Origin of the sequence: Pantoea sp. C2G6, from assembly GCF_051336815.1 — a bacterium.
GTDB lineage: Bacteria > Pseudomonadota > Gammaproteobacteria > Enterobacterales > Enterobacteriaceae > Pantoea.
The window spans coordinates 110182-128508 of record NZ_JBGMNJ010000001.1 but is presented as its reverse complement, the minus strand read 5'-3'; the positions used below and the strand labels follow the sequence as shown (position 1 = coordinate 128508).

General features: G+C 58.5%; 16 protein-coding genes. 5 read left to right on the top strand and 11 right to left on the bottom strand.

Annotation, left to right across the window (positions count from 1 at the left end; genetic code table 11):
• The first annotated feature begins 239 nt into the window (after positions 1–239).
• On the top strand, positions 240–896 hold the full coding sequence (locus tag ACCW71_RS00595) for an HAD family hydrolase (RefSeq protein ID WP_436368916.1): 657 nt from the start codon (positions 240–242) through the stop codon (positions 894–896).
• A 1-nt stretch (position 897) separates the two neighbouring features.
• On the opposite strand, the gene ACCW71_RS00590 is transcribed toward ACCW71_RS00595, so the two are convergent.
• Positions 898–2034, bottom strand: coding sequence for a PQQ-dependent sugar dehydrogenase (locus ACCW71_RS00590; protein ID WP_436368914.1), 1137 nt, complete (start codon positions 2032–2034; stop codon positions 898–900).
• A 122-nt stretch (positions 2035–2156) separates the two neighbouring features.
• Positions 2157–2792: a carbonic anhydrase gene (locus ACCW71_RS00585; protein ID WP_283545852.1), complete on the bottom strand. Its 636-nt coding sequence runs from the start codon at positions 2790–2792 to the stop codon at positions 2157–2159.
• A gap of 76 nt (positions 2793–2868) precedes the next feature.
• Here ACCW71_RS00585 and ACCW71_RS00580 point away from each other — a divergent pair, with 76 nt between their 5' ends.
• Together ACCW71_RS00580 and rimO are read left to right on the top strand one after the other, a co-directional pair.
• On the top strand, positions 2869–3183 hold the full coding sequence (locus ACCW71_RS00580) for a hypothetical protein (protein WP_436368912.1): 315 nt from the start codon (positions 2869–2871) through the stop codon (positions 3181–3183).
• Positions 3167–4498 carry a 30S ribosomal protein S12 methylthiotransferase RimO gene (gene rimO / locus ACCW71_RS00575; protein WP_436368910.1) on the top strand — a complete coding sequence of 444 codons (1332 nt, stop codon included), beginning with the start codon at positions 3167–3169 and terminating at the stop codon, positions 4496–4498. Before ACCW71_RS00580 ends, rimO begins: the two co-directional genes overlap by 17 nt.
• Before the next feature lie 57 nt (positions 4499–4555).
• Here rimO and ACCW71_RS00570 read toward each other — a convergent pair whose 3' ends face one another.
• The 6 genes from ACCW71_RS00570 to ACCW71_RS00545 are packed head-to-tail and all read right to left on the bottom strand — an operon-like array spanning position 4556 to position 11296.
• A complete protein-coding gene (locus ACCW71_RS00570) occupies positions 4556–5005 on the bottom strand; it encodes a DUF4385 domain-containing protein (RefSeq protein ID WP_436368909.1) in 450 nt (149 codons plus the stop codon).
• Complete coding sequence (gene gsiD / locus ACCW71_RS00565; protein ID WP_436368907.1) at positions 5002–5907, bottom strand: glutathione ABC transporter permease GsiD; 906 nt, start codon at positions 5905–5907, stop codon at positions 5002–5004. Before gsiD ends, ACCW71_RS00570 begins: the two co-directional genes overlap by 4 nt.
• Complete coding sequence (gene gsiC / locus ACCW71_RS00560; protein ID WP_436368905.1) at positions 5904–6833, bottom strand: glutathione ABC transporter permease GsiC; 930 nt, start codon at positions 6831–6833, stop codon at positions 5904–5906. The genes gsiD and gsiC overlap by 4 nt, the downstream gene beginning before the upstream one ends.
• 46 nt (positions 6834–6879) lie before the next feature.
• Positions 6880–8415: a glutathione ABC transporter substrate-binding protein GsiB gene (gene gsiB / locus ACCW71_RS00555; protein WP_436368904.1), complete on the bottom strand. Its 1536-nt coding sequence runs from the start codon at positions 8413–8415 to the stop codon at positions 6880–6882.
• Positions 8416–8470: 55 nt separating this feature from the next.
• A complete protein-coding gene (locus tag ACCW71_RS00550; protein WP_436368903.1) occupies positions 8471–10327 on the bottom strand; it encodes a dipeptide ABC transporter ATP-binding protein in 1857 nt (618 codons plus the stop codon).
• A 9-nt stretch (positions 10328–10336) separates the two neighbouring features.
• Positions 10337–11296, bottom strand: a complete 960-nt coding sequence (locus ACCW71_RS00545; protein ID WP_436368902.1) for an isoaspartyl peptidase/L-asparaginase family protein — start codon at positions 11294–11296, stop codon at positions 10337–10339.
• A gap of 256 nt (positions 11297–11552) precedes the next feature.
• On the opposite strand from ACCW71_RS00545, the gene moeA reads away from it, so the two are divergent.
• Together moeA and moeB are read left to right on the top strand one after the other, a co-directional pair.
• Positions 11553–12788, top strand: a complete 1236-nt coding sequence (gene moeA, locus ACCW71_RS00540) for a molybdopterin molybdotransferase MoeA (protein WP_436368901.1) — start codon at positions 11553–11555, stop codon at positions 12786–12788.
• Positions 12789–13547 carry a molybdopterin-synthase adenylyltransferase MoeB gene (gene moeB, locus ACCW71_RS00535; RefSeq protein WP_436368899.1) on the top strand — a complete coding sequence of 253 codons (759 nt, stop codon included), beginning with the start codon at positions 12789–12791 and terminating at the stop codon, positions 13545–13547.
• Between the two features lie 339 nt (positions 13548–13886).
• Here moeB and ACCW71_RS00530 read toward each other — a convergent pair whose 3' ends face one another.
• From ACCW71_RS00530 to ACCW71_RS00520, 3 genes are all read right to left on the bottom strand, one after another.
• The gene (locus tag ACCW71_RS00530; protein WP_436368898.1) at positions 13887–15479 is read right to left on the bottom strand and encodes an ABC-F family ATPase; all 1593 of its coding nucleotides are present in this window, start codon (positions 15477–15479) and stop codon (positions 13887–13889) included.
• A gap of 177 nt (positions 15480–15656) precedes the next feature.
• The gene (locus tag ACCW71_RS00525; RefSeq protein ID WP_436368896.1) at positions 15657–16058 is read right to left on the bottom strand and encodes an H-NS family histone-like protein; all 402 of its coding nucleotides are present in this window, start codon (positions 16056–16058) and stop codon (positions 15657–15659) included.
• 738 nt (positions 16059–16796) lie between these two features.
• Positions 16797–18326 (bottom strand): efflux transporter outer membrane subunit, encoded by a 1530-nt coding sequence (locus tag ACCW71_RS00520; RefSeq protein ID WP_436368895.1) that lies wholly within the window; start codon positions 18324–18326, stop codon positions 16797–16799.
• Between the last annotated feature and the right edge of the window lies 1 nt (position 18327).

Genomic DNA, 18327 nt, shown 5'->3' with positions numbered 1-18327 from the left:
TCTGAGGGCGTAAAACGCTCACTCAGAACGCTAACCCCTGACGGCAGTGAAAAAAACCGCCGGATCGTAAAGTTTTTTAGAGTTTAGTCGAGTAATCCTGGCATGCGCGCCGCGCGCGTGCCGATTTTCCGCCACCCTGTCGTCGCGAAAAATGCGTGAAATTCCGATTTTTCGCAGAACAGTTAAGCCCGTCACAAATATCAGCTAACCTGAAAGCCAGTCAGCCGAGGAGACCGACCATGGATTTAGCCCTTTTTGATCTGGATGAGACGCTTATTTGTGAAGACAGCACCAGCCTGTGGCTGCGCTGGCTGGTTTCACAGGGATTCGCCCCCAGTGAACTGATTGAGCAGGAGCAGGCGCTAATGACCCGCTACTATGCCGGGACGCTGTCGATTGAGGAGTATATGGACAAAACCCTCTCTCCGCTGGCGGGCATGGCCACCCTCACCGTTGAAGGCTGGGTTCGCCGCTTTATTCAGCGCGACATCATGCCACGGGTCTTTCCCGCGGCCCGCGAGCGGATTGAATGGCATCAGGCGCGCGGCGACAAAGTGATGATTATCTCTGCCAGCGGTGAGCATCTGGTGGTGCCGATTGCGCAGCAGCTCGGTGCCTGCGGCGCGCTGGCGATTGGCGTCGAGATTGTCGATGAGCGCTACAGCGGCAAAACCTACGGCACCATGACCTACAAAGAAGGCAAAGTGACCCGGCTGAGCGACTGGAAAGCGTTACAGCAGGAGGAGCACTTTGAGCGCACCTGGGCCTACAGTGATTCGATGAACGACCTGCCGCTGCTGGAACAGGCCGATCACGCCCATGTGGTCAACCCTGACGAACGGCTGCATCGCGAAGCGCTGAACCGGGGATGGCAGGTCTATCACTGGGCGCGTTAAATCAGCCGCGGGTCGCGCTGGCGTCCTGCGCTAATCCCACTTTCAGCAGCTTGCCGCTGGCCTCATCGGTCAGCACATAGAGATAGCCATCCGGCCCCTGGCGTACATCGCGGATGCGCGCCTGCTGGTCGCCCAGCAGACGCTGCTCCTCCACCACTTTCTCGCCGTTGATACTCAGGCGAATCAGGTTTTTCTCTTTCAGCGCGCCGATAAACAGCGAGTTTTTCCACTGCGGAAAACGGGCGCTGTTGTAGAACGCCATACCGCTGATGGCGGGCGAATCTTTCCAGTGCCAGACTGGCTGTTCAGTCCCCGCAACATGGGTGCCTTGCGACTCCGGCACCTTGTCGCCGCTGTAGTCAATGCCGTAAGTCGCCAGCGGCCAGCCGTAGTTTTTACCGCGGCCAATGATATTAACTTCATCACCGCCGCGCGGGCCATGTTCGCTTTCCCATATCATGCCGGTCCAGGGGTTGAGCGCCAGCCCCTGCGGATTGCGCAGACCATAGGCAAAGATCTCCGGCCGTGCGCCGCGCTGCTTCACGAACGGATTGTCGTCGGGCACGCTGCCATCGGCGTTCAGCCGCAGCAGCTTGCCCTGCAACTTATCCAGATCCTGCGCCGCGCTGCTGACAAAATTATCGCCAAAGGCGATCCACAGATAGCCCTGGGTATCAAACGCCAGCCGGGTGCCGATATTATTGCCGCGCGAAAGCAGCGGCGTCTGGCGGATCACTTCGCGAAAATCGCGCAGCCGCCGGTTATCCTCGCTCAGCGTGCCGACCCCCACCACCGCGCCCGCTTTGCCCTGGCTGTTCGCTTCGGTATAGCTCAGCCAGACGCGACGACTGCTGGCGAAATCGGGTGCCAGCACCACATCCAGCAGGCCACTCTGCCGTTCTGCCCAGACCTGTGGCACGCCCTGAATCGGCTGCGACAGGCCGCTCTGCGGGCTCCAGCTGCGCAGCTGTCCGCTACGTTCGGTAATCAGCAGGGTTTTGTTATCGGGCAGAAACGCCACCGACCAGGGATGTTGTAACTTATCCTGCAACACCTCAACCTTTACCTCGGCGGCAAACAGCGGGGCGGCGCAGAGCAACGTGCTACTCAGAAACAAAGCAGTGGTGCGGCGGAACATGGCAATCTCCTGACGGGATAGAGTGCCCTTAAGGGTAGTCAGCCAGCGGCGGGTTAACCTGCGGATTTACAAAAGATTAAACAGCGGAAAAACCCGCCGCAGGAGGCAGCGGGTGAACGGGGTTACTCGAAGCAGGTATCAGGATTGTCCGACAGGGTGATGAACTGCTTGCCGCCCTGGGTCAGCGCCATAATGGTGCCGGTTTCAATATCATAAACCCAGCCGTGCAGACGCAGTTTGCCGTTACGCAGCGCGACCGACACCGAAGGATGGGTTTTCATATTGTTCAACTGGGCGATGACGTTCTCTTTCACCATCTCGTTCAGCTTTTTCTCAGGTGAATCATACTCACGCTGCTCCACCACCGCTTTTGCCGCATCAGCATAGCGCAGCCAGTGTTCCACCGCGGGCATGGTATCCATGCAGGCGCAGGAGGCGATGGCGTTCATCGCGCCACAGTTGGAGTGGCCGCAGATGATGATGTCGGAGACGCCCAGCGCCACCACCGCATATTCAATCGTGGCGGAAACACCGCCAGGCTCAGGACCGAATGAGGGGACGATGTTGCCCGCATTACGGATAACGAACAGCTCTCCTGGCTCCTGCTGCGTTACCAGTTCCGGCACCAGACGGCTGTCAGAACAGGAGATGAACAGCGCTTTCGGATTTTGATTTGACGCCAGGCTTTTGAAAAGATCCTTCCTTTCAGGAAACACATTCTGCTGGAAATTCAGAAATCCGTTGATGATCTCTTTCATTATTTAGCTCTCACATTATCCATTTCATTACCTGAAGGGCATAGCCCCTTCAGTCTGGTTTGCTCGTTTATTATTAATGAAAACAAGTGAATATCAACCCGCGTTTTGCAGGCCGCCGCAAATCAGCAGCGATGTCAGCGTTTCGCTTGTCCGCGCCAGCCTGCCGGGAATGACCATTTCTTTTTACAGCACGGTCAGTTACCGGAAAATGCCCGGCGTAAAGGACCCGCTTTTAGCGGCGGCAACGTCAGCCACTTTTACCTCTTTTTTCACTCCTTTACGCAGCGGCAATACCCATAACGATAATGCTACAATTCCCGGCGCAACGCGGGTAAAATCCGGCGCCATCGCTGTGCTGAACCGGAAAGAGAGCCATGTCTGTTGCTACTAAAACCTTACCGCCACGGGTCGGATTCGTCTCGCTTGGCTGCCCGAAAAACCTCGTTGACTCCGAACGCATTCTGACCGAACTGCGCACCGAAGGCTATGACGTGGTTCCCCGCTATGACGATGCGGAAATCGTCATTGTTAACACCTGCGGCTTTATCGATAGCGCGGTCCAGGAGTCGCTGGAAGCGATTGGTGAAGCGCTGAATGAAAACGGCAAGGTGATTGTCACCGGCTGCCTGGGCGCGAAAGTCGACCAGATCCGCGAGGTCCATCCGAAAGTGCTGGAGATCACCGGCCCGCACAGCTACGAGCAGGTGCTGGCCCATGTCCATCGCTACGTGCCCAAGCCGCAGCACAATCCGTTCCTCAGCCTGGTGCCGCAACAGGGGGTCAAACTGACGCCGCGCCACTACGCCTACCTGAAAATTTCTGAAGGCTGTAACCATCGCTGTAGCTTCTGCATCATTCCGTCGATGCGCGGCGATCTGGAGAGCCGGGCGATCGGCGACGTGCTGGATGAGGCGAAGCGTTTAGCGAAAGCGGGAGTAAAAGAGCTGCTGGTGATCTCGCAGGACACCTCCGCCTATGGCGTGGATGTGAAACACCGTACCGGCTTCTGGAACGGTTCGCCGGTCAAAACCAGCATGGTCAGCCTGTGTGAGCAGCTGGCGAAGCTCGGCGTCTGGGTGCGTCTGCACTACGTCTACCCTTACCCACATGTCGATGAGGTTATCCCGTTAATGGCGGCGGGCAAAATTCTGCCCTATCTGGATATTCCTTTGCAGCACGCCAGCCCGCGGATTCTGAAGCTGATGAAGCGGCCGGGCGTGGCAGAGCGCACGCTGGAGCGGATCCGCCGCTGGCGTGAAATCTGTCCTGAGCTGACGTTGCGCTCGACCTTTATCGTCGGCTTTCCCGGCGAAACCGAAGAGGATTTCCAGCAGCTGCTCGACTTTATCAAAGAAGCCCGTCTGGATCGGGTCGGCTGCTTCCAGTACAGCCCGGTGGAAGGGGCGACCGCCAACCAGCTGCCCGACCCGGTGGATGAGGCGGTAAAACAGCAGCGTTATGACCGCTTTATGCAGCTGCAACAGCAGATCTCCGCCGAACGTTTACAGGAAAAGGTGGGTCGCGAGATTCTGGTGATTGTCGATGAAGTGGATGAGGAAGGCGCGGTGTGCCGCAGTATGGCCGACGCACCGGAAATCGACGGCGCGGTCTATCTCAACGGTGAACGTAACGTCAAACCCGGCGATATGCTGTGGGTGAAAGTCAGCCATGCCGATGAGTATGATCTCTGGGCCAACCGGGTCTGAGTGGGCGCGGCGGCTGAGTGGCTGCCGCGCTGCCCGCTGAGCCGCAGCATGGCGCGCTTAGCCATACTGCTGCTGATGCGCCTTTTTGCGTCGCAGATAATCCTCATCTGCCCGGATCCTGTCCCAGTAGGTTTTGAAAATGGCCGCCGCGGCGGCCTTTTCTTCGTTTACCCCACGCGGCTTCTCATTGCCGTCAGCGTCATATTTGCGGCCCCCTTTGTGATTGCTGTAGCGACGCGCCCGGGTATAGCCCATCTGAATAAATTTGCGCGCCATATCCATGCCGACAAAATCATCCTGACGCCGATACTCTTCGAACAGCGTCATGATCTTCTCCGCTGACTCACGGGCAATGGGGACGGTGCGAAAACGCCAGTGCGGCAGAATTTCGCCTTTATAGGGCTCGACCATCAGCACGCCCTGCTCACCGCGCCCGACCTGATAACGTTCGGGATGCTGGCGGAAGTCGATAGTGCTGAAGTCCTGATCATAATCGAAAGGTTTCATCTCTTTAGTTTAGGATCAAGCGCGTCACGTAGCCCGTCGCCGAGTAAATTAAATGCCAGAACGGTGAAGAAGATCGCCAGACTGGGGAAAATCGCCACATGCGGTGCCATCACCATATCGGCGCGCGCCTCATTCAGCATCGCGCCCCACTCCGGCGTCGGCGGCTGTGCGCCGAGTCCGAGAAACGACAGGCTGGCGGCGGTGATGATCGAGGTGCCGACCCGCATGGTGAAATAGACCACAATCGGCGAGACGGTACCCGGCAGGATGTGGCGCAGGATTATGGTCCAGTCCGACGCGCCGATACTGCGCGCCGACTCAATGTAGGTCTGATGCTTCAGCACCAGCGTATTGCCGCGCACCAGGCGGGCAAAGGCCGGAATACTGAAAATCGCCACCGCCACAATCACATTGCTCATGCCGCTGCCCATGATCGCCACCACCGCGATCGCCAGCAGTATGCCCGGAAAGGCAAACAGCACGTCGCAGATACGCATGGTAATCCGGTCCCACCAGCCTTCGTAGTAGCCCGCCAGCAGGCCAAAAAAGGTCCCAATCAGTGCGCCGATGGCCACCGAGAAGAAGCCGGCGATCAGTGAGATGCGGGTGCCGACCAGTACCCGACTGAAAATATCGCGCCCCAGTGAGTCGACGCCAAACCAGTGGATCAGCGATGGCCCCTCGTTAAGCTGGTCATAATCGAAGTAGTTTTTCGCGTCGAACGGCGCAATCCACGGTGCGATAAAGGCCAGCACAATCAACAGCAGCACAAACAACCCGGCCAGCAGCGCCACCCGCTGCTGTTTGAAACGCCGCCAGAACTCACGCCACGGCGTGCGCACCCGGTTCTCCCCGACCAGCGGCATGGCTTTCAGTGCCGCCTCGCGTCGCCAGTTTTTCATCGCGACTCCTTAAAGCGAATAGCGGGATTGATCACCGCATAGAGCATGTCGACGATCAGATTGATCAGAATAAACTCCAGTGAAAAGAGCAGCACTTCCGCCTGAATCACCGGATAGTCACGCATCGCCACCGAGTCCACCAGCAGCCGCCCCAGTCCCGGCCAGTTGAACACCACCTCGACCACAATCGAGCCGCCCAGCAGGAAACCAAACTGGAGCCCCATCATCGTCACCACCGGGATCATGGCATTGCGCAGGCCATGTTTGACCACCACCAGCGATTCGCGCACCCCTTTGGCGCGGGCGGTGCGCATATAATCCTCCTGCATCACCTCCACGAACGAGGCGCGGGTAAAGCGCGCCATGACCGCCGCCACCGCCGCCCCCAGGGTGATTGAGGGCAGGATATAGTGCTGCCAGCTCGACGCCCCCACCGTGGGCAGCCAGCCCAGCTCAACCGAGAAGACCTGCATCAGCAGCATCCCCAGCGCAAAAGCGGGAAACGAGATGCCCGACACCGCCAGCGTCATGCCGAGGCGATCGGGCCAGCGGTTGCGCCAGACGGCGGAGACGATACCGATCGCCATACCCAAAATCACCGCCCAGATCATGCTGGTCAGCGTCAGCCATAAGGTCGGCATAAAGCGGGAGGCGATCTCTTCCGCCACCGGGCGTTTCGAGACCATCGACTGACCAAAATCGCCCTGAAGCGCGTTCAGCATAAAGTGCCAGAACTGCTGCGGCAGCGGCAGATCCAGCCCCAGCTCCTGACGCACCAGCGCCACCACCGAGGCATCCGCTTCCGGCCCGGCGATCAGACGTGCCGGATCGCCCGGCAGCAGGTGGACAAACAGGAACACCAGCACCGCCACAATCAGCAGCGTCGGGATCAGCCCCAACAGTCGTTTAATAAAATAGTTAAACATGCAACATCCTGCGGCTAAGGCCAGCCACGCGGGCTGGCCGGTTCCGTTACTTCAGGCTCGCCTCATCAAAATTGAATGAGGTATCGGGCATCACATAAAAACCGCTGAGGTTTTTAGTGTTGGCTGAAACCAGCTGCTCGACTACCAGCGGGATCCACGGGTGATCCTGCCAGATAGTGTCCTGAGCATCTTTGTAGAGACGCGCTTTCTCCGCGCGATCGGTGGTTTTCAGCGCGTCGGCCAGATCTTTATCGACCTTTGGATTGCTGTAAAACGCGGTGTTGAAGATCGCCGGTGGCCAGGCGCTGGTGGCGAACAGCGGCGTCAGCGCCCAGTCCGCTTCACCGGTCGAGGCGGACCAGCCGGTGTAGAACATCCGCACGCCGCTCTCTTTCTGCCCTTTTCCTTCCACTTCCGCGGCGCGCTGGCCCGCGTCCATCGCGGTGACTTTAACCTTCACCCCCACCTGCGCCAGCTGCTGCTGCGTAAACTGCAACACTTTCTGCGCGGTGCTGTGGTTATGTGACGACCAGAGCGTGGTTTCGAAACCATTCGGGTAGCCCGCCTCTTTCAGCAGCGCTTTCGCTTTTGCCGGATCGTAGCTGATGGCCGGATAGGTCTGCGCAAAGTCGATGGCGGGCGGGACGATGCCGGTCGCAGGCGTGGCGTAACCGGCAAAGGCCACTTTCGCCAGCGCCTGGCGATTGATGGCATACTCCAGCGCCTCGCGCACTTTCGGGTTATCGAACGGCTTCTGCGTCACGTTGAGGCTGATATAACGCTGCATAATCGACGGCGTCGTCACCACATCGAGCTTGCTGTTCTTCTCCAGCCGTTTCGCCTGCTCATAAGGCACCGGGAAGGCGAAGTTCGCTTCGCCGGTTTGCAGCATCGCCGCACGGGTGTTGTTGTCCACCACCGGCCGCCAGGTAATGCTGTCCAGCTTCGGATAGCCTGGCTTCCAGTAACCGTCCCACTTCTTCACTTTGACAAAATCGGTCTGGTTCCAGGTCTCAAAGATAAAGGGGCCGGTCCCGACCGGATGGAAGCCGATCTCCTTGCCATATTTTTTCAGCGCGGTGGGTGAGATCATCGCCGCCGCCGGATGGGCCAGGTTGTTGATAAAGGCGGAGAATGGCTCTTTCAGCGTTACTTTCACCGTGGTGGGATCGACCACCTCAGTGGTGGCGATACGTTTAAACAGGTTGTAACGCTTGAGATGGTTATCCGGGTTGCTGGCGCGGTCGAGATTGACCTTCACCGCCTCGGCATTGAAGTCCGTGCCATCCTGGAATTTAACCCCGGGACGCAGTTTGATGGTGTAGGTCAGGCCGTCGGGGCTGGCCTGGTAGCTCTCCGCCAGCACGTTGGTGAGCTTCATCTCTTTATCGAAGCCGAACAGCCCCTGATAGAAGGACTTCGCCACCGCCTGCGACAGCGTATCGTTGGCATCATAGGGATCGAGGGTGGTGAAGTTGGACGCTACCGCAATCACCGCATCCTGTGCTGCCCAGGCGGGCAGTGTGATGGCGCTGCTTAATACACCTGCCGCCAGTAACCCTTTACGCACTGTCATCTGCATTATTTTTCTCCTGTAATCCCTGTCTGGTTGGTCGCCGGGGCGACATCTTCACTACTCAGGTCGTGCTGATAACGTGGCGGGCGACGAAATGGCCCGGAGCCACCTCCATCAGCGGTGCCACTTCAGGTTCATCCCCTAATGCGTGAATCGGGCTGGGGATCTCATCGACCATTAAGGCGCGTTCACGACGCCGGTGAGCCGGGTCAGCGACCGGCACCGCCGCCATCAGTTTGCGGGTGTAGGGGTGCTGAGGCTGTTCAAACACCGCCTGCCGCGGTCCCATCTCGACAATCTGTCCGAGATACATCACCGCGACGCGGTGGCTGATCCGCTCCACCACCGCCATGTCGTGCGAAATAAACAGAAACGCGATGCCAAACTCGCGTTGCAGGTCGAGCATCAGGTTAATAATCTGCGCCTGAATCGACACGTCCAGCGCCGAAACCGACTCATCGGCGATCACCACTTTGGGATTGAGCGCCAGCGCGCGGGCAATGGAGATGCGCTGACGCTGACCACCGGAAAATTCATGCGGATAGCGCTGGGCGTGTTCCGGCAGTAAGCCCACTTTTTCCAGCAGCCAGCCGACGCGCTGCTCCGCCTCGCGCCGTGACATGACCTTGTGCACCAGCAGCGGCTCCATTATGGAGAAGCCGACCGTCAGGCGGGGATCGAGTGAGGCGTAGGGGTCCTGAAAGATAAACTGGATGTCGCGCCGCAGATGCGCCAGCGCGGGACCGGCGAGATGATCAATTCGCTCTCCGTTGAAGGTGATGGTGCCGCCCTGGCTGGCGACCAGTTTCAGCAGTGAGCGTCCGGTGGTCGACTTACCGCAGCCGGACTCCCCCACCAACGCCAGCGTCTCACCGGCGTAGAGATCAAAGCTGACTTTTTCGACCGCGTGTACCCGGCTTGTCACGCGATTCAGCAGGCCACCGCGAATATCAAAGCGGGTCACCAGATCGCGCACCTGTAAAATCGGCGGCTGCTGGCGGCGCACCGTATCCTGCGGCAGCTCCGCCACCGCCCGGCTGCCCGGCAGCGGAAATTTGGCCGGTAGCGGCTCGCCCTGCATCGCGCCCAGTCTCGGCACCGCCGCCAGCAGCGCCTGGGTGTAGGACTGCTGCGGGGCGCTGAACAGCTGCGCCACCGGGGCATTTTCCACCACTTCGCCGCGATACATCACCTGAACCCGGTCGGCCATCTCAGCCACCACGCCCATATCGTGCGTGATAAAAATCACCCCCATCTGCATCTCTTTTTGCAGCACGCGGATCAGTTGCAGGATCTGCGCCTGAATGGTGACGTCCAGCGCGGTGGTTGGCTCATCGGCTATCAGCAGTGCCGGTTTACAGCAGAGCGCCATCGCGATCATCACCCGCTGACGCATGCCGCCTGACAGCTGATGCGGAAAGCGGGTTAAGACATTTTGCGCGTCGGGAATACGCACCAGATCCAGCATCCGGCGCGCTTCGGCCAGCGCCTGAGCGTGGCTCTTACCCTGATGCAGACGAATCGACTCAGCTATCTGTTCGCCCACCGTAAAGACCGGATTCAGCGAGGTCATCGGCTCCTGGAAGATCATCGCCATATCCGCGCCGCGTACCCGGCGCATCTCACCGGATGTGGCGCGCATCACGTCCAGCACCTCGCCATTGCGCCGCCGTAACAGCACCTCACCGGTGGCGCGACCGCCGCCCTGCTCAATCAGCCGCATCAGCGCCAGCGAGGTCACCGATTTCCCGGAACCTGACTCACCGACCAGCGCCAGCGTCTCACCACGAAACAGATCGAGTGACAGGTGACGGACCGCTTCCGTGACGGTGGTTTCGTGCTGAAAACGCACGCTGAGATCGCGCACCGCCAGCACCTGTTCCGGGGCCAGCGGTGGTAACGTTTGCCTGTCGCTCATCTCTGCTCCTTAACTTTCGCGATAGATAGCCACTTCCGCAGCCTCGCCAACCCGCGCCACGCCCCGGTACATCCCTTCGCTGTTGAACGGCAGCGCCACATTGCCGGCGCGATCGACCGCAATCAAACCTCCGCTGCCGCCCAGCTCCAGCACCTGATCATGGATGACATTCACGCTGGCCTGTTGCAGGCTGCGGCCGGCGTAACGCATCTGCGCCGCCACGTCATAGGCGGCCAGGGTACGGATAAACACCTCCCCGGTGCCGGTACAGGAGACCGCGACGCTGTCGTTGCTGGCGTAGCAGCCCGCGCCCGGCAGCGGGGAATCCCCGACCCGTCCGGCCTGCTTGTTGGTCATGCCACCGGTCGAGGTGGCGGCGGCCAGGTTGCCATTGAGATCCAGCGCCACCGCCCCTACCGTGCCAAATTTGCGGTCCGGGTCGAGCGGGTCGTCGTGATGCGCCGCGCCATCATGATCCAGCACCGCCGTGTCGCTGTGCAGCGCCCGCTGCAACTGCTCCCAGCGTTCCGGGGTAGAGAAATAGTCGGTCGCCACCGGCTCCAGGCCCTGCGCCTGCGCAAACTGCTCGGCGCCTTCACCGATCAACAGCACATGGGGACTCTGCTCCAGTACGGCGCGTGCCGCCAGCACCGGGTTGCGCACCCGCGTCACGCCCGCTACGGCTCCCGCCTCCAGCGTGCGGCCATCCATCACGCAGGCGTCAAGCTCATGGGTGCCCTGATGGGTGAACACCGCGCCTTTACCGGCGTTAAACAGCGGGCACTCCTCCAGCAATCGCACCGCTTCCGTGACGGCATCCAGCGCACTGCCGCCCTGCGCCAGGATCTGCTCGCCCTGGGTCACAATCTCACGCAGCGCCTGAAGGTACGCCTGCTCTTTTTCGGCGCTCATCGCTGAACGTGTAATGGCGCCTGCGCCTCCATGAATGGCGATTACCGCTTTGACCATAACGCACTACCCCGTGGTTGCTTCAGCAGGAAAAACACTGATTTAGAATGGTTTTCAGCCATTTTTACTGATTTTTGACTATAGAAAGCCTGCTAAGTGTTGTAAAGCGGAAACTGTTCCTGTGGTTATAACATTTTCTTACTGCCCTGCTCCGCGTCGCTCCGGGCGGCGGCCCCGCCGCGCTGAAGCCGATGTGACTCAGCGGCCAATTGCCACCATAATAGGCAGCATCTGAAATCACCAGGCTGAAATAAGTATGGAAAGTTTTACCGCAGGTTTGATCTCCCTGGAGGAGGCGCAACAAAAAATGCTGGCACAGCTGAAGCCTGTCACCGACTCCCTCAGCGTGCCGCTGGCCGAGGCCGTCGGGCGTATCACCGCCAAAGCTGTCACCTCACCGATTGCCGTGCCGCCGTTTGATAACTCAGCCATGGATGGCTATGCCGTCCGGCTGGCAGACGTGAACAGCGGCCAGCCGTTGCCGGTAGCGGGTAAAGCCTTTGCGGGCGCGCCCTTCAGCGGTGAGTGGCCGCCGGGCAGCGTGATCCGCATTATGACCGGTGCGCCGGTGCCTGCTGGCTGTGAGGCAGTGGTGATGCAGGAGCAGACCGAAACCCAGGGCGAGGCGATTGTCATCACCGCGCCGGTGCGTCCCGGACAGAACATTCGCCTGACCGGCGATGACATTCAGCCAGGCCATGTGGTGCTGGAAGCCGGGACCCGGCTGGGCGCGGCCGAGCTGCCGCTGCTCGCTTCGCTGGGCATCGCGCAGGTCAGCGTGCTGCGCAAGCTGCGGGTCGCCATCTTCTCCACCGGCGATGAGCTACAGCCGGTCGGTGAACCGCTGGCCGCCGGACAGATCTATGACACTAACCGCTTTGCGGTGTCGCTGATGCTGCATAAGCTCGGCTGCGAAGTGATTGACCTCGGCATCATTAAAGATGATCCGGCCGCCCTGCGTACCGCGTTTGAAGAGGCGGATCGCCAGGCGGATGTGGTGATCAGCACCGGTGGCGTGTCGGTGGGTGAAGCGGACTTCACCAAAAGCATGCTGGAACAGCTCGGTGCCATCAGCTTCTGGAAGCTGGCGATCAAGCCCGGCAAGCCATTCGCCTTTGGCCGCCTGAGCAGCAGCTGGTTCTGCGGTTTGCCGGGCAATCCGGTCTCCGCGGCCGTCACCTTTTATCAGCTGGTCCAGCCGCTGCTGGCAACCCTCACCGGCCAGCAGAAACCGGCGCTGCCGCCGCGTCAGAAAGTACGCTGCGCTTCACGCCTCAAAAAGTCCGCTGGCCGGCTCGATTTCCAGCGCGGCATCCTGCGGCAGAACGCCCAGGGTGAGCTGGAAGTGGAGAGCACCGGGATGCAGGGCTCGCACGTCTTCAGCTCTTTTGCCCAGGCTAACTGCTTTATTGTGCTGGAACGGGAGCGCGGCGACGTTGAACCCGGCGAGTGGGTTGAGGTGGAACCGTTCAACGCCCTGCTGGAGGCGTAAATGCTGCCTGAATTAAGTGATGAAGAGATGCTGCGCTACAACCGGCAGATTGTGCTGCGCGGTTTCGATTTTGAGGGGCAGGAGCAACTGAAAGCGAGTCATGCGCTGGTGGTCGGACTCGGCGGGCTGGGCTGCGCCGCGGCGCCTTATCTGGCGTCGGCGGGTGTCGGTCATCTCACCCTGCTCGACTTCGATACCGTGTCGCACTCTAACCTGCAACGGCAGATCCTGCACCACGACGCTGACATTGGCCGTGCCAAAGTGGAGTCGGCCGCGCAGAGTCTGGCCGCCATCAATCCCCACTGCCAGCTGCACCCGGTCAATGGTCAGCTGGATGATGCGGCGCTGCTGGCGCTGATCGCCCGGCAGCAGGTGGTACTCGACTGTACCGACAATGTCGCGGTGCGTGAGCAGCTCAACCGGCTCTGCCGTCAGCAGCGGGTGCCGCTGGTTTCCGGGGCCGCGATCCGTATGGAGGGCCAGATCAGCGTCTTCAACTGGCAGCCCGGCACGCCCTGCTATCGCTGCATCAGCCGCCTGTTTGGCGAGCAGACCCTGAGCTGTGTGGAAGCGGGAGTCATGGCCCCGCTGGTTGGGGTGATAGGCGCGATGCAGGCGATGGAAGCGATTAAGGTGCTGACGGCGTTTGGCTCGCCCGCCACCAGCCGGTTACTGATGTACGATGCGCTAAGCGCGGAGTTTCGCAGCATGAAAGTGGCGCAGGACGCGCACTGTGAAGTGTGTGGCGGTGGGGCTTAACATTGGCAGGAATGCCTCTGCTCCCTGAAGCCCGCACCGTGTTGAAATTTTACCCGCTTAGAGAACAGGGTCAGATCGGAAAGTCGCTTAAACCGTCCATGGGCGCTCGATCCACTTGCAGAGAGCTCAAAACTCAATGCGACGGGAGCATACGCCTGTAGCAAAGCATCGCGGGCCAGGGATGGCGCTTTTGCGTCTTTGCGGAAGGCGTATGCTCCCTGAGCCAGTGCTGAACTTCCCTGACCCCGGTTACAACTCTAAACTACTGGCTCATAAGCAATGGAAGTCTTAGCCTCTCGGGACAAAAAAAACGGGGTGGCCTGCGCCACCCCGTTTTCATCAGACGATGCCCTGACTGCGCAGGTAATCTTCGTAGTTGCCGGTAAAGTCCACCACGCGATCCGCTTTCAGTTCAATCACGCGGGTTGCCAGCGAGCTGACAAATTCGCGGTCGTGCGAAACGAAAACCAGCGTGCCTTCATACATCTCCAGCGCCATATTGAGCGACTCAATCGACTCCATATCAAGGTGGTTGGTTGGCTCATCCATAATCAGAATGTTCGGTTTCTGCATCATCAGCTTACCAAACAACATCCGACCCTTCTCACCACCGGACAGCACCTTCGCCGGCTTCTTAATATCATCCTGCGAAAACAGCAGACGTCCCAGAATACCGCGCACGGTCTGCTCATCATCGCCCGCCTGTTTCCACTGACTCATCCAGTCAAACACCGTCAGGTCATTCGCGAAATCTTCAGCGTGATCCTGCGCGTAATAACCGATGCGCGCATTCTCCGACCATTTAACCGTGCCGCTTTCTGGCGCCAGCTCACCGACCAGCGTTTTCAGCAGGGTCGATTTACCAATACCGTTGGCCCCGATCACCGCCAGTTTTTCACCCACTTCCAGCAGCAGATTTAAATTCTTAAACAGCGGACCGTTATCAAAACCTTTGGTTAACCCTTCAACTTCCAGGGCATTACGGAACAGCTTCTTCTCCTGCTCAAAACGGATAAACGGATTCTGACGACTGGAGGCTTTCACTTCATCCAGCTTAATTTTATCCATCTGTTTAGCACGCGAAGTTGCCTGACGTGATTTCGAGGCGTTGGCGCTAAAACGACTGACGAACGATTGCAAATCAGCAATCTGCGCTTTTTTCTTGGCGTTATCCGATAACAGACGTTCACGCGCCTGGGTCGCCGCGGTCATATATTCATCATAATTACCGGAATAAACCCGCAGCTCGCCATAATCCAGATCGGCCATATGGGTGCAGACCATATTAAGAAAATGACGGTCATGCGAAATGATAATCATGGTGCTGTCACGCTCGTTCAGCACCTGTTCCAGCCAGCGAATGGTATCGATGTCCAGGTTGTTGGTCGGTTCATCCAGTAACAGAATATCGGGATTAGAAAACAGCGCCTGCGCCAGCAAAACGCGCAATTTAAAGCCGGGCGCAATTTCGCTCATCGGACCATAATGTTGCTCAACCGGAATGCCGACACCGAGTAATAACTCACCCGCGCGTGACTCAGCGCTGTAGCCATCCATCTCACCGTAGAGCGCCTCAAGATCACCGACTTTGTACCCTTCTTCTTCGCTCATCTCCGGCAAAGAATAAATACGATCGCGCTCCTGCTTAACTTCCCATAATTCATGGTGACCCATAATCACGGTGTCCAGCACGCTATATTGTTCAAAGGCGAACTGATCCTGGCGCAACTTACCAATACGCTCATTGGGATCGTAAGAGACGTTGCCGCCTGACGGCACCAGATCGCCACCCAGAATCTTCATGAAGGTGGATTTTCCGCTGCCGTTCGCACCGATTAAACCGTAACGATTACCGCCGCCAAATTTCACGGAGATATTTTCGAACAGTGGCTTGCTGCCAAACTGCATGGTGATATTGCTGCTAACTAACACGGCATTGACCTTTGTGAAGAGAGTGGATGAAAAAACGGCGGCTATTATGCCAGATGTGACGCAGCGCACGCCAGCGCCACTCCCGCATAAGTGGCGGGGTGCTTGATAACCCGACAGAAATAAAAAAGCCGGCAGGCCCTGACGGCCCCCGGCTCCCACTTACAAGGAATGTGTTGATCAATCGATCAGGAAGCTGTCCAGGCTTTTACCGGCGTCCAGCGCTTTTTTAATCGCTGCCGGGGTACGGCCCTGGCCGGTCCATGATTTCTGCTCACCGTTTTCGTCGGTGTAAGAATATTTAGCCGGACGCGGCGCACGCTTGGTGCGTTTTTTTCCGCTTTCCAGCGCACCTAATAATTCATTAGGATCGATACCGTCGGCCAGCAGCATTTCGCGATATTTAGAGAGCTTTTCTTCTTTTTCACGATTCTGTGTCTCTTCCGCTTCTGCTTCTTCACGGCGTTCAGTAACAACAACTGTTAATTTTTCCAGGATCTCTTCAAGATCGCTCAGTGGCAGTTCACGAGCCTGGGCACGTAATGTGCGAATATTGTTCAGTACCTTAAATGCGTCACTCATCACAATGTCCTTGATTAAGGGGGGTTAATAAAAACTGTAGCGGCAAGATTACCTAATTCAAATAAAAAAATAAATTATTTTTACTCTACAGACAATTCTTAAGTTTTAATTCACTAATAAATTCAGTTTTAAAACCGGGTCTCGCTGACGGTTTATTAACGCCAAATTAACAACAAAACGCACTTTCTCTCCACCGCTGAAAACGATTTCAGACCGCTAATAGCGACGGCCGGGGGGGAAAAGCCGCCCAACAAAGTTGACTCTGAGATACCTTATTCAGCTGCACAACGCCGCCCACGGCTGATTAAAAATCTTTTCAGATAGCGATCTCAGTCACAATAGCTTACAGATTAAGCGTAAAAATTTATCCTGCCCGCCGCGAAATAGCACAGGTGCATTAACAGCTCGCTGATTCATTTATTAAGTTACAGGATCGCATATAAACTTTTTTACATCTGTCCGGCGGCTAACGAGTCAGATAATTCGCAGGTCGTTTAATCCTTCAATAACCCTGCTGCGCTGCGCAGCAGAACGCAGAGCGCAAACCCACTTCTCCCGCGAGCGGACCGGAAAAAGAGTCAATAAAAATAACGCGATAAAGATGACGGCGCTCAAATCCCTTAACGCTAACCTAAAGTCATCGTTGCGAAAAAATAACCGCGCGCGTCAGGCTGATGGGGAAAAGCAGAGAGAAAGGAGATGGCGGTCATCCTGTAAAAACAGTGACCGCCATGAGGATTAATTAACCTGCGTGGCCGGACCAAATACCGGATATTGCGGCATCTCAACGTTCTGATAGGTTTCCCAGCCGCCGCCCAGCGCTTTATAGAGCGCCACTAAATCGAGCGCACTCTGCATCCGCGCCTGGGTCGCCTGCTCCTGTGCCTGCGCCAGCTGACGCTGCGCATCCAGCACCTCCAGGAAGGTTGAAAGTCCCTGGCGGTAACTGTCGCTGGCGAGATCGAAAGCACGCTGGAGCGCGCCGGTGGTCTCATCCAGCGCGGTGACACGCTGCTGATCGGCACGGTAGCTGACCAGCGCGTTCTCCACATCCTGCAACGCGGTCAGCACCGTCTGCCGGTAGTCGAGCGCGGCGCTGGCCTGCTGCGCCCGCGCCAGTTTCACGCTCGACACCAGCTGCCCGCCCTGAAAAATCGGAATCGAAAGCGACGGCCCGAAGCTATAGAAGTGACTGCTCCAGTTATCGAGATAACTGACATCGGTGTTGCGCACCCCCAGCTGGCCGGTCAGCGACAGGCTGGGGAAGAGCTGGGCGACAGAGACCCCGATCTCCGCGGTTTGCGCATGCAGCGTCGCTTCCGCCTGACGAATATCGGGGCGACGACGCGCCAGGGTTGAAGGGATGCCGACCGGCACAAACTGCGGCAGCGATGGCAGCGCTTTCGGCGCACTCAGTTCACCATCCAGCGCGCCCGGCGTTTTACCGAGCAGTACCGCCAGGCCATTCATCGCCTGACGCGCCTGCGACTGATACTGCGGCAGCTGCGCCCGCAGGCTGCTGAGCTGGGCGCGGGCATTTTCCACATCGGTCTGCGGTGCCAGCCCGTTACGCTGCTGGCTTTGAGTCAGCTCGGCGGTCTGCTGCGCCACGTCGATCTGCTGTTGCAGAGTCTGAATGGTGCTCTGCGCCCCGCGCAGTTGCAGCCAGGCGCGCGCCACTTCAGCCTCCAGAGAGACCAGCGCATCGTTGCGCTGCTCAATGGCCGCCTGCTGCTGGGCATTGGCCGCCTCAATCTGACGGCGCACTCTACCCCACAGGTCGAGTTCCCAGCTGGCGTCGAAGCTGCCCTGATAGAGATTAACCGGCTGAGTCAGTCCATTAAGCTGACTGGCTACGTTACTGTCGAGCTGGTCGGTCGCGCCGTTGGCTTTGAGCAATCCTTCCAGACCAAGCTGCTGGCGCGTCACCTTAGCCGAGCCGTTCAGGCTGGGGAACAGACCGCCCTGCGCCTGCGCCAGTTGCTCACGCGCACCGGCGATACGCAGCACCGTCTGTTGCAGCGTCAGGTTGCCCGCAATCGCCCGCTCAATCAGGCTGTCGAGCTGTGGGTCGTTAAAACTGCGCCACCAGCGCGAATTGATGGCGGCGCTCTGCGGCTTTGACGCCTCCTGCGAATCCAGCGTGTGATAGCCGCCTGGCACCGCAGGCTGCGGGGCCTGATAGTCCGGTCCGACCGCACAGCCCGCCAGCCCGATGGCCAGCAGCAGAGTCAGGGGTTTCAGGCGATGAGAAGAGAAAACCTTCATG

Bases quoted from the DNA above. Each gene is read 5' to 3' on its own strand.
- ACCW71_RS00595 (WP_436368916.1), top strand. From the start codon at position 240: ATGGATTTAGCCCTTTTTGATCTGGATGAGACGCTTATTTGTGAAGAC.
- ACCW71_RS00590 (WP_436368914.1), bottom strand. From the start codon at position 2,034: ATGTTCCGCCGCACCACTGCTTTGTTTCTGAGTAGCACGTTGCTCTGC.
- ACCW71_RS00585 (WP_283545852.1), bottom strand. From the start codon at position 2,792: ATGAAAGAGATCATCAACGGATTTCTGAATTTCCAGCAGAATGTGTTT.
- ACCW71_RS00580 (WP_436368912.1), top strand. From the start codon at position 2,869: ATGAAAACAAGTGAATATCAACCCGCGTTTTGCAGGCCGCCGCAAATC.
- rimO (WP_436368910.1), top strand. From the start codon at position 3,167: ATGTCTGTTGCTACTAAAACCTTACCGCCACGGGTCGGATTCGTCTCG.
- ACCW71_RS00570 (WP_436368909.1), bottom strand. From the start codon at position 5,005: ATGAAACCTTTCGATTATGATCAGGACTTCAGCACTATCGACTTCCGC.
- gsiD (WP_436368907.1), bottom strand. From the start codon at position 5,907: ATGAAAAACTGGCGACGCGAGGCGGCACTGAAAGCCATGCCGCTGGTC.
- gsiC (WP_436368905.1), bottom strand. From the start codon at position 6,833: ATGTTTAACTATTTTATTAAACGACTGTTGGGGCTGATCCCGACGCTG.
- gsiB (WP_436368904.1), bottom strand. From the start codon at position 8,415: ATGCAGATGACAGTGCGTAAAGGGTTACTGGCGGCAGGTGTATTAAGC.
- ACCW71_RS00550 (WP_436368903.1), bottom strand. From the start codon at position 10,327: ATGAGCGACAGGCAAACGTTACCACCGCTGGCCCCGGAACAGGTGCTG.
- ACCW71_RS00545 (WP_436368902.1), bottom strand. From the start codon at position 11,296: ATGGTCAAAGCGGTAATCGCCATTCATGGAGGCGCAGGCGCCATTACA.
- moeA (WP_436368901.1), top strand. From the start codon at position 11,553: ATGGAAAGTTTTACCGCAGGTTTGATCTCCCTGGAGGAGGCGCAACAA.
- moeB (WP_436368899.1), top strand. From the start codon at position 12,789: ATGCTGCCTGAATTAAGTGATGAAGAGATGCTGCGCTACAACCGGCAG.
- ACCW71_RS00525 (WP_436368896.1), bottom strand. From the start codon at position 16,058: ATGAGTGACGCATTTAAGGTACTGAACAATATTCGCACATTACGTGCC.
- ACCW71_RS00520 (WP_436368895.1), bottom strand. From the start codon at position 18,326: ATGAAGGTTTTCTCTTCTCATCGCCTGAAACCCCTGACTCTGCTGCTG.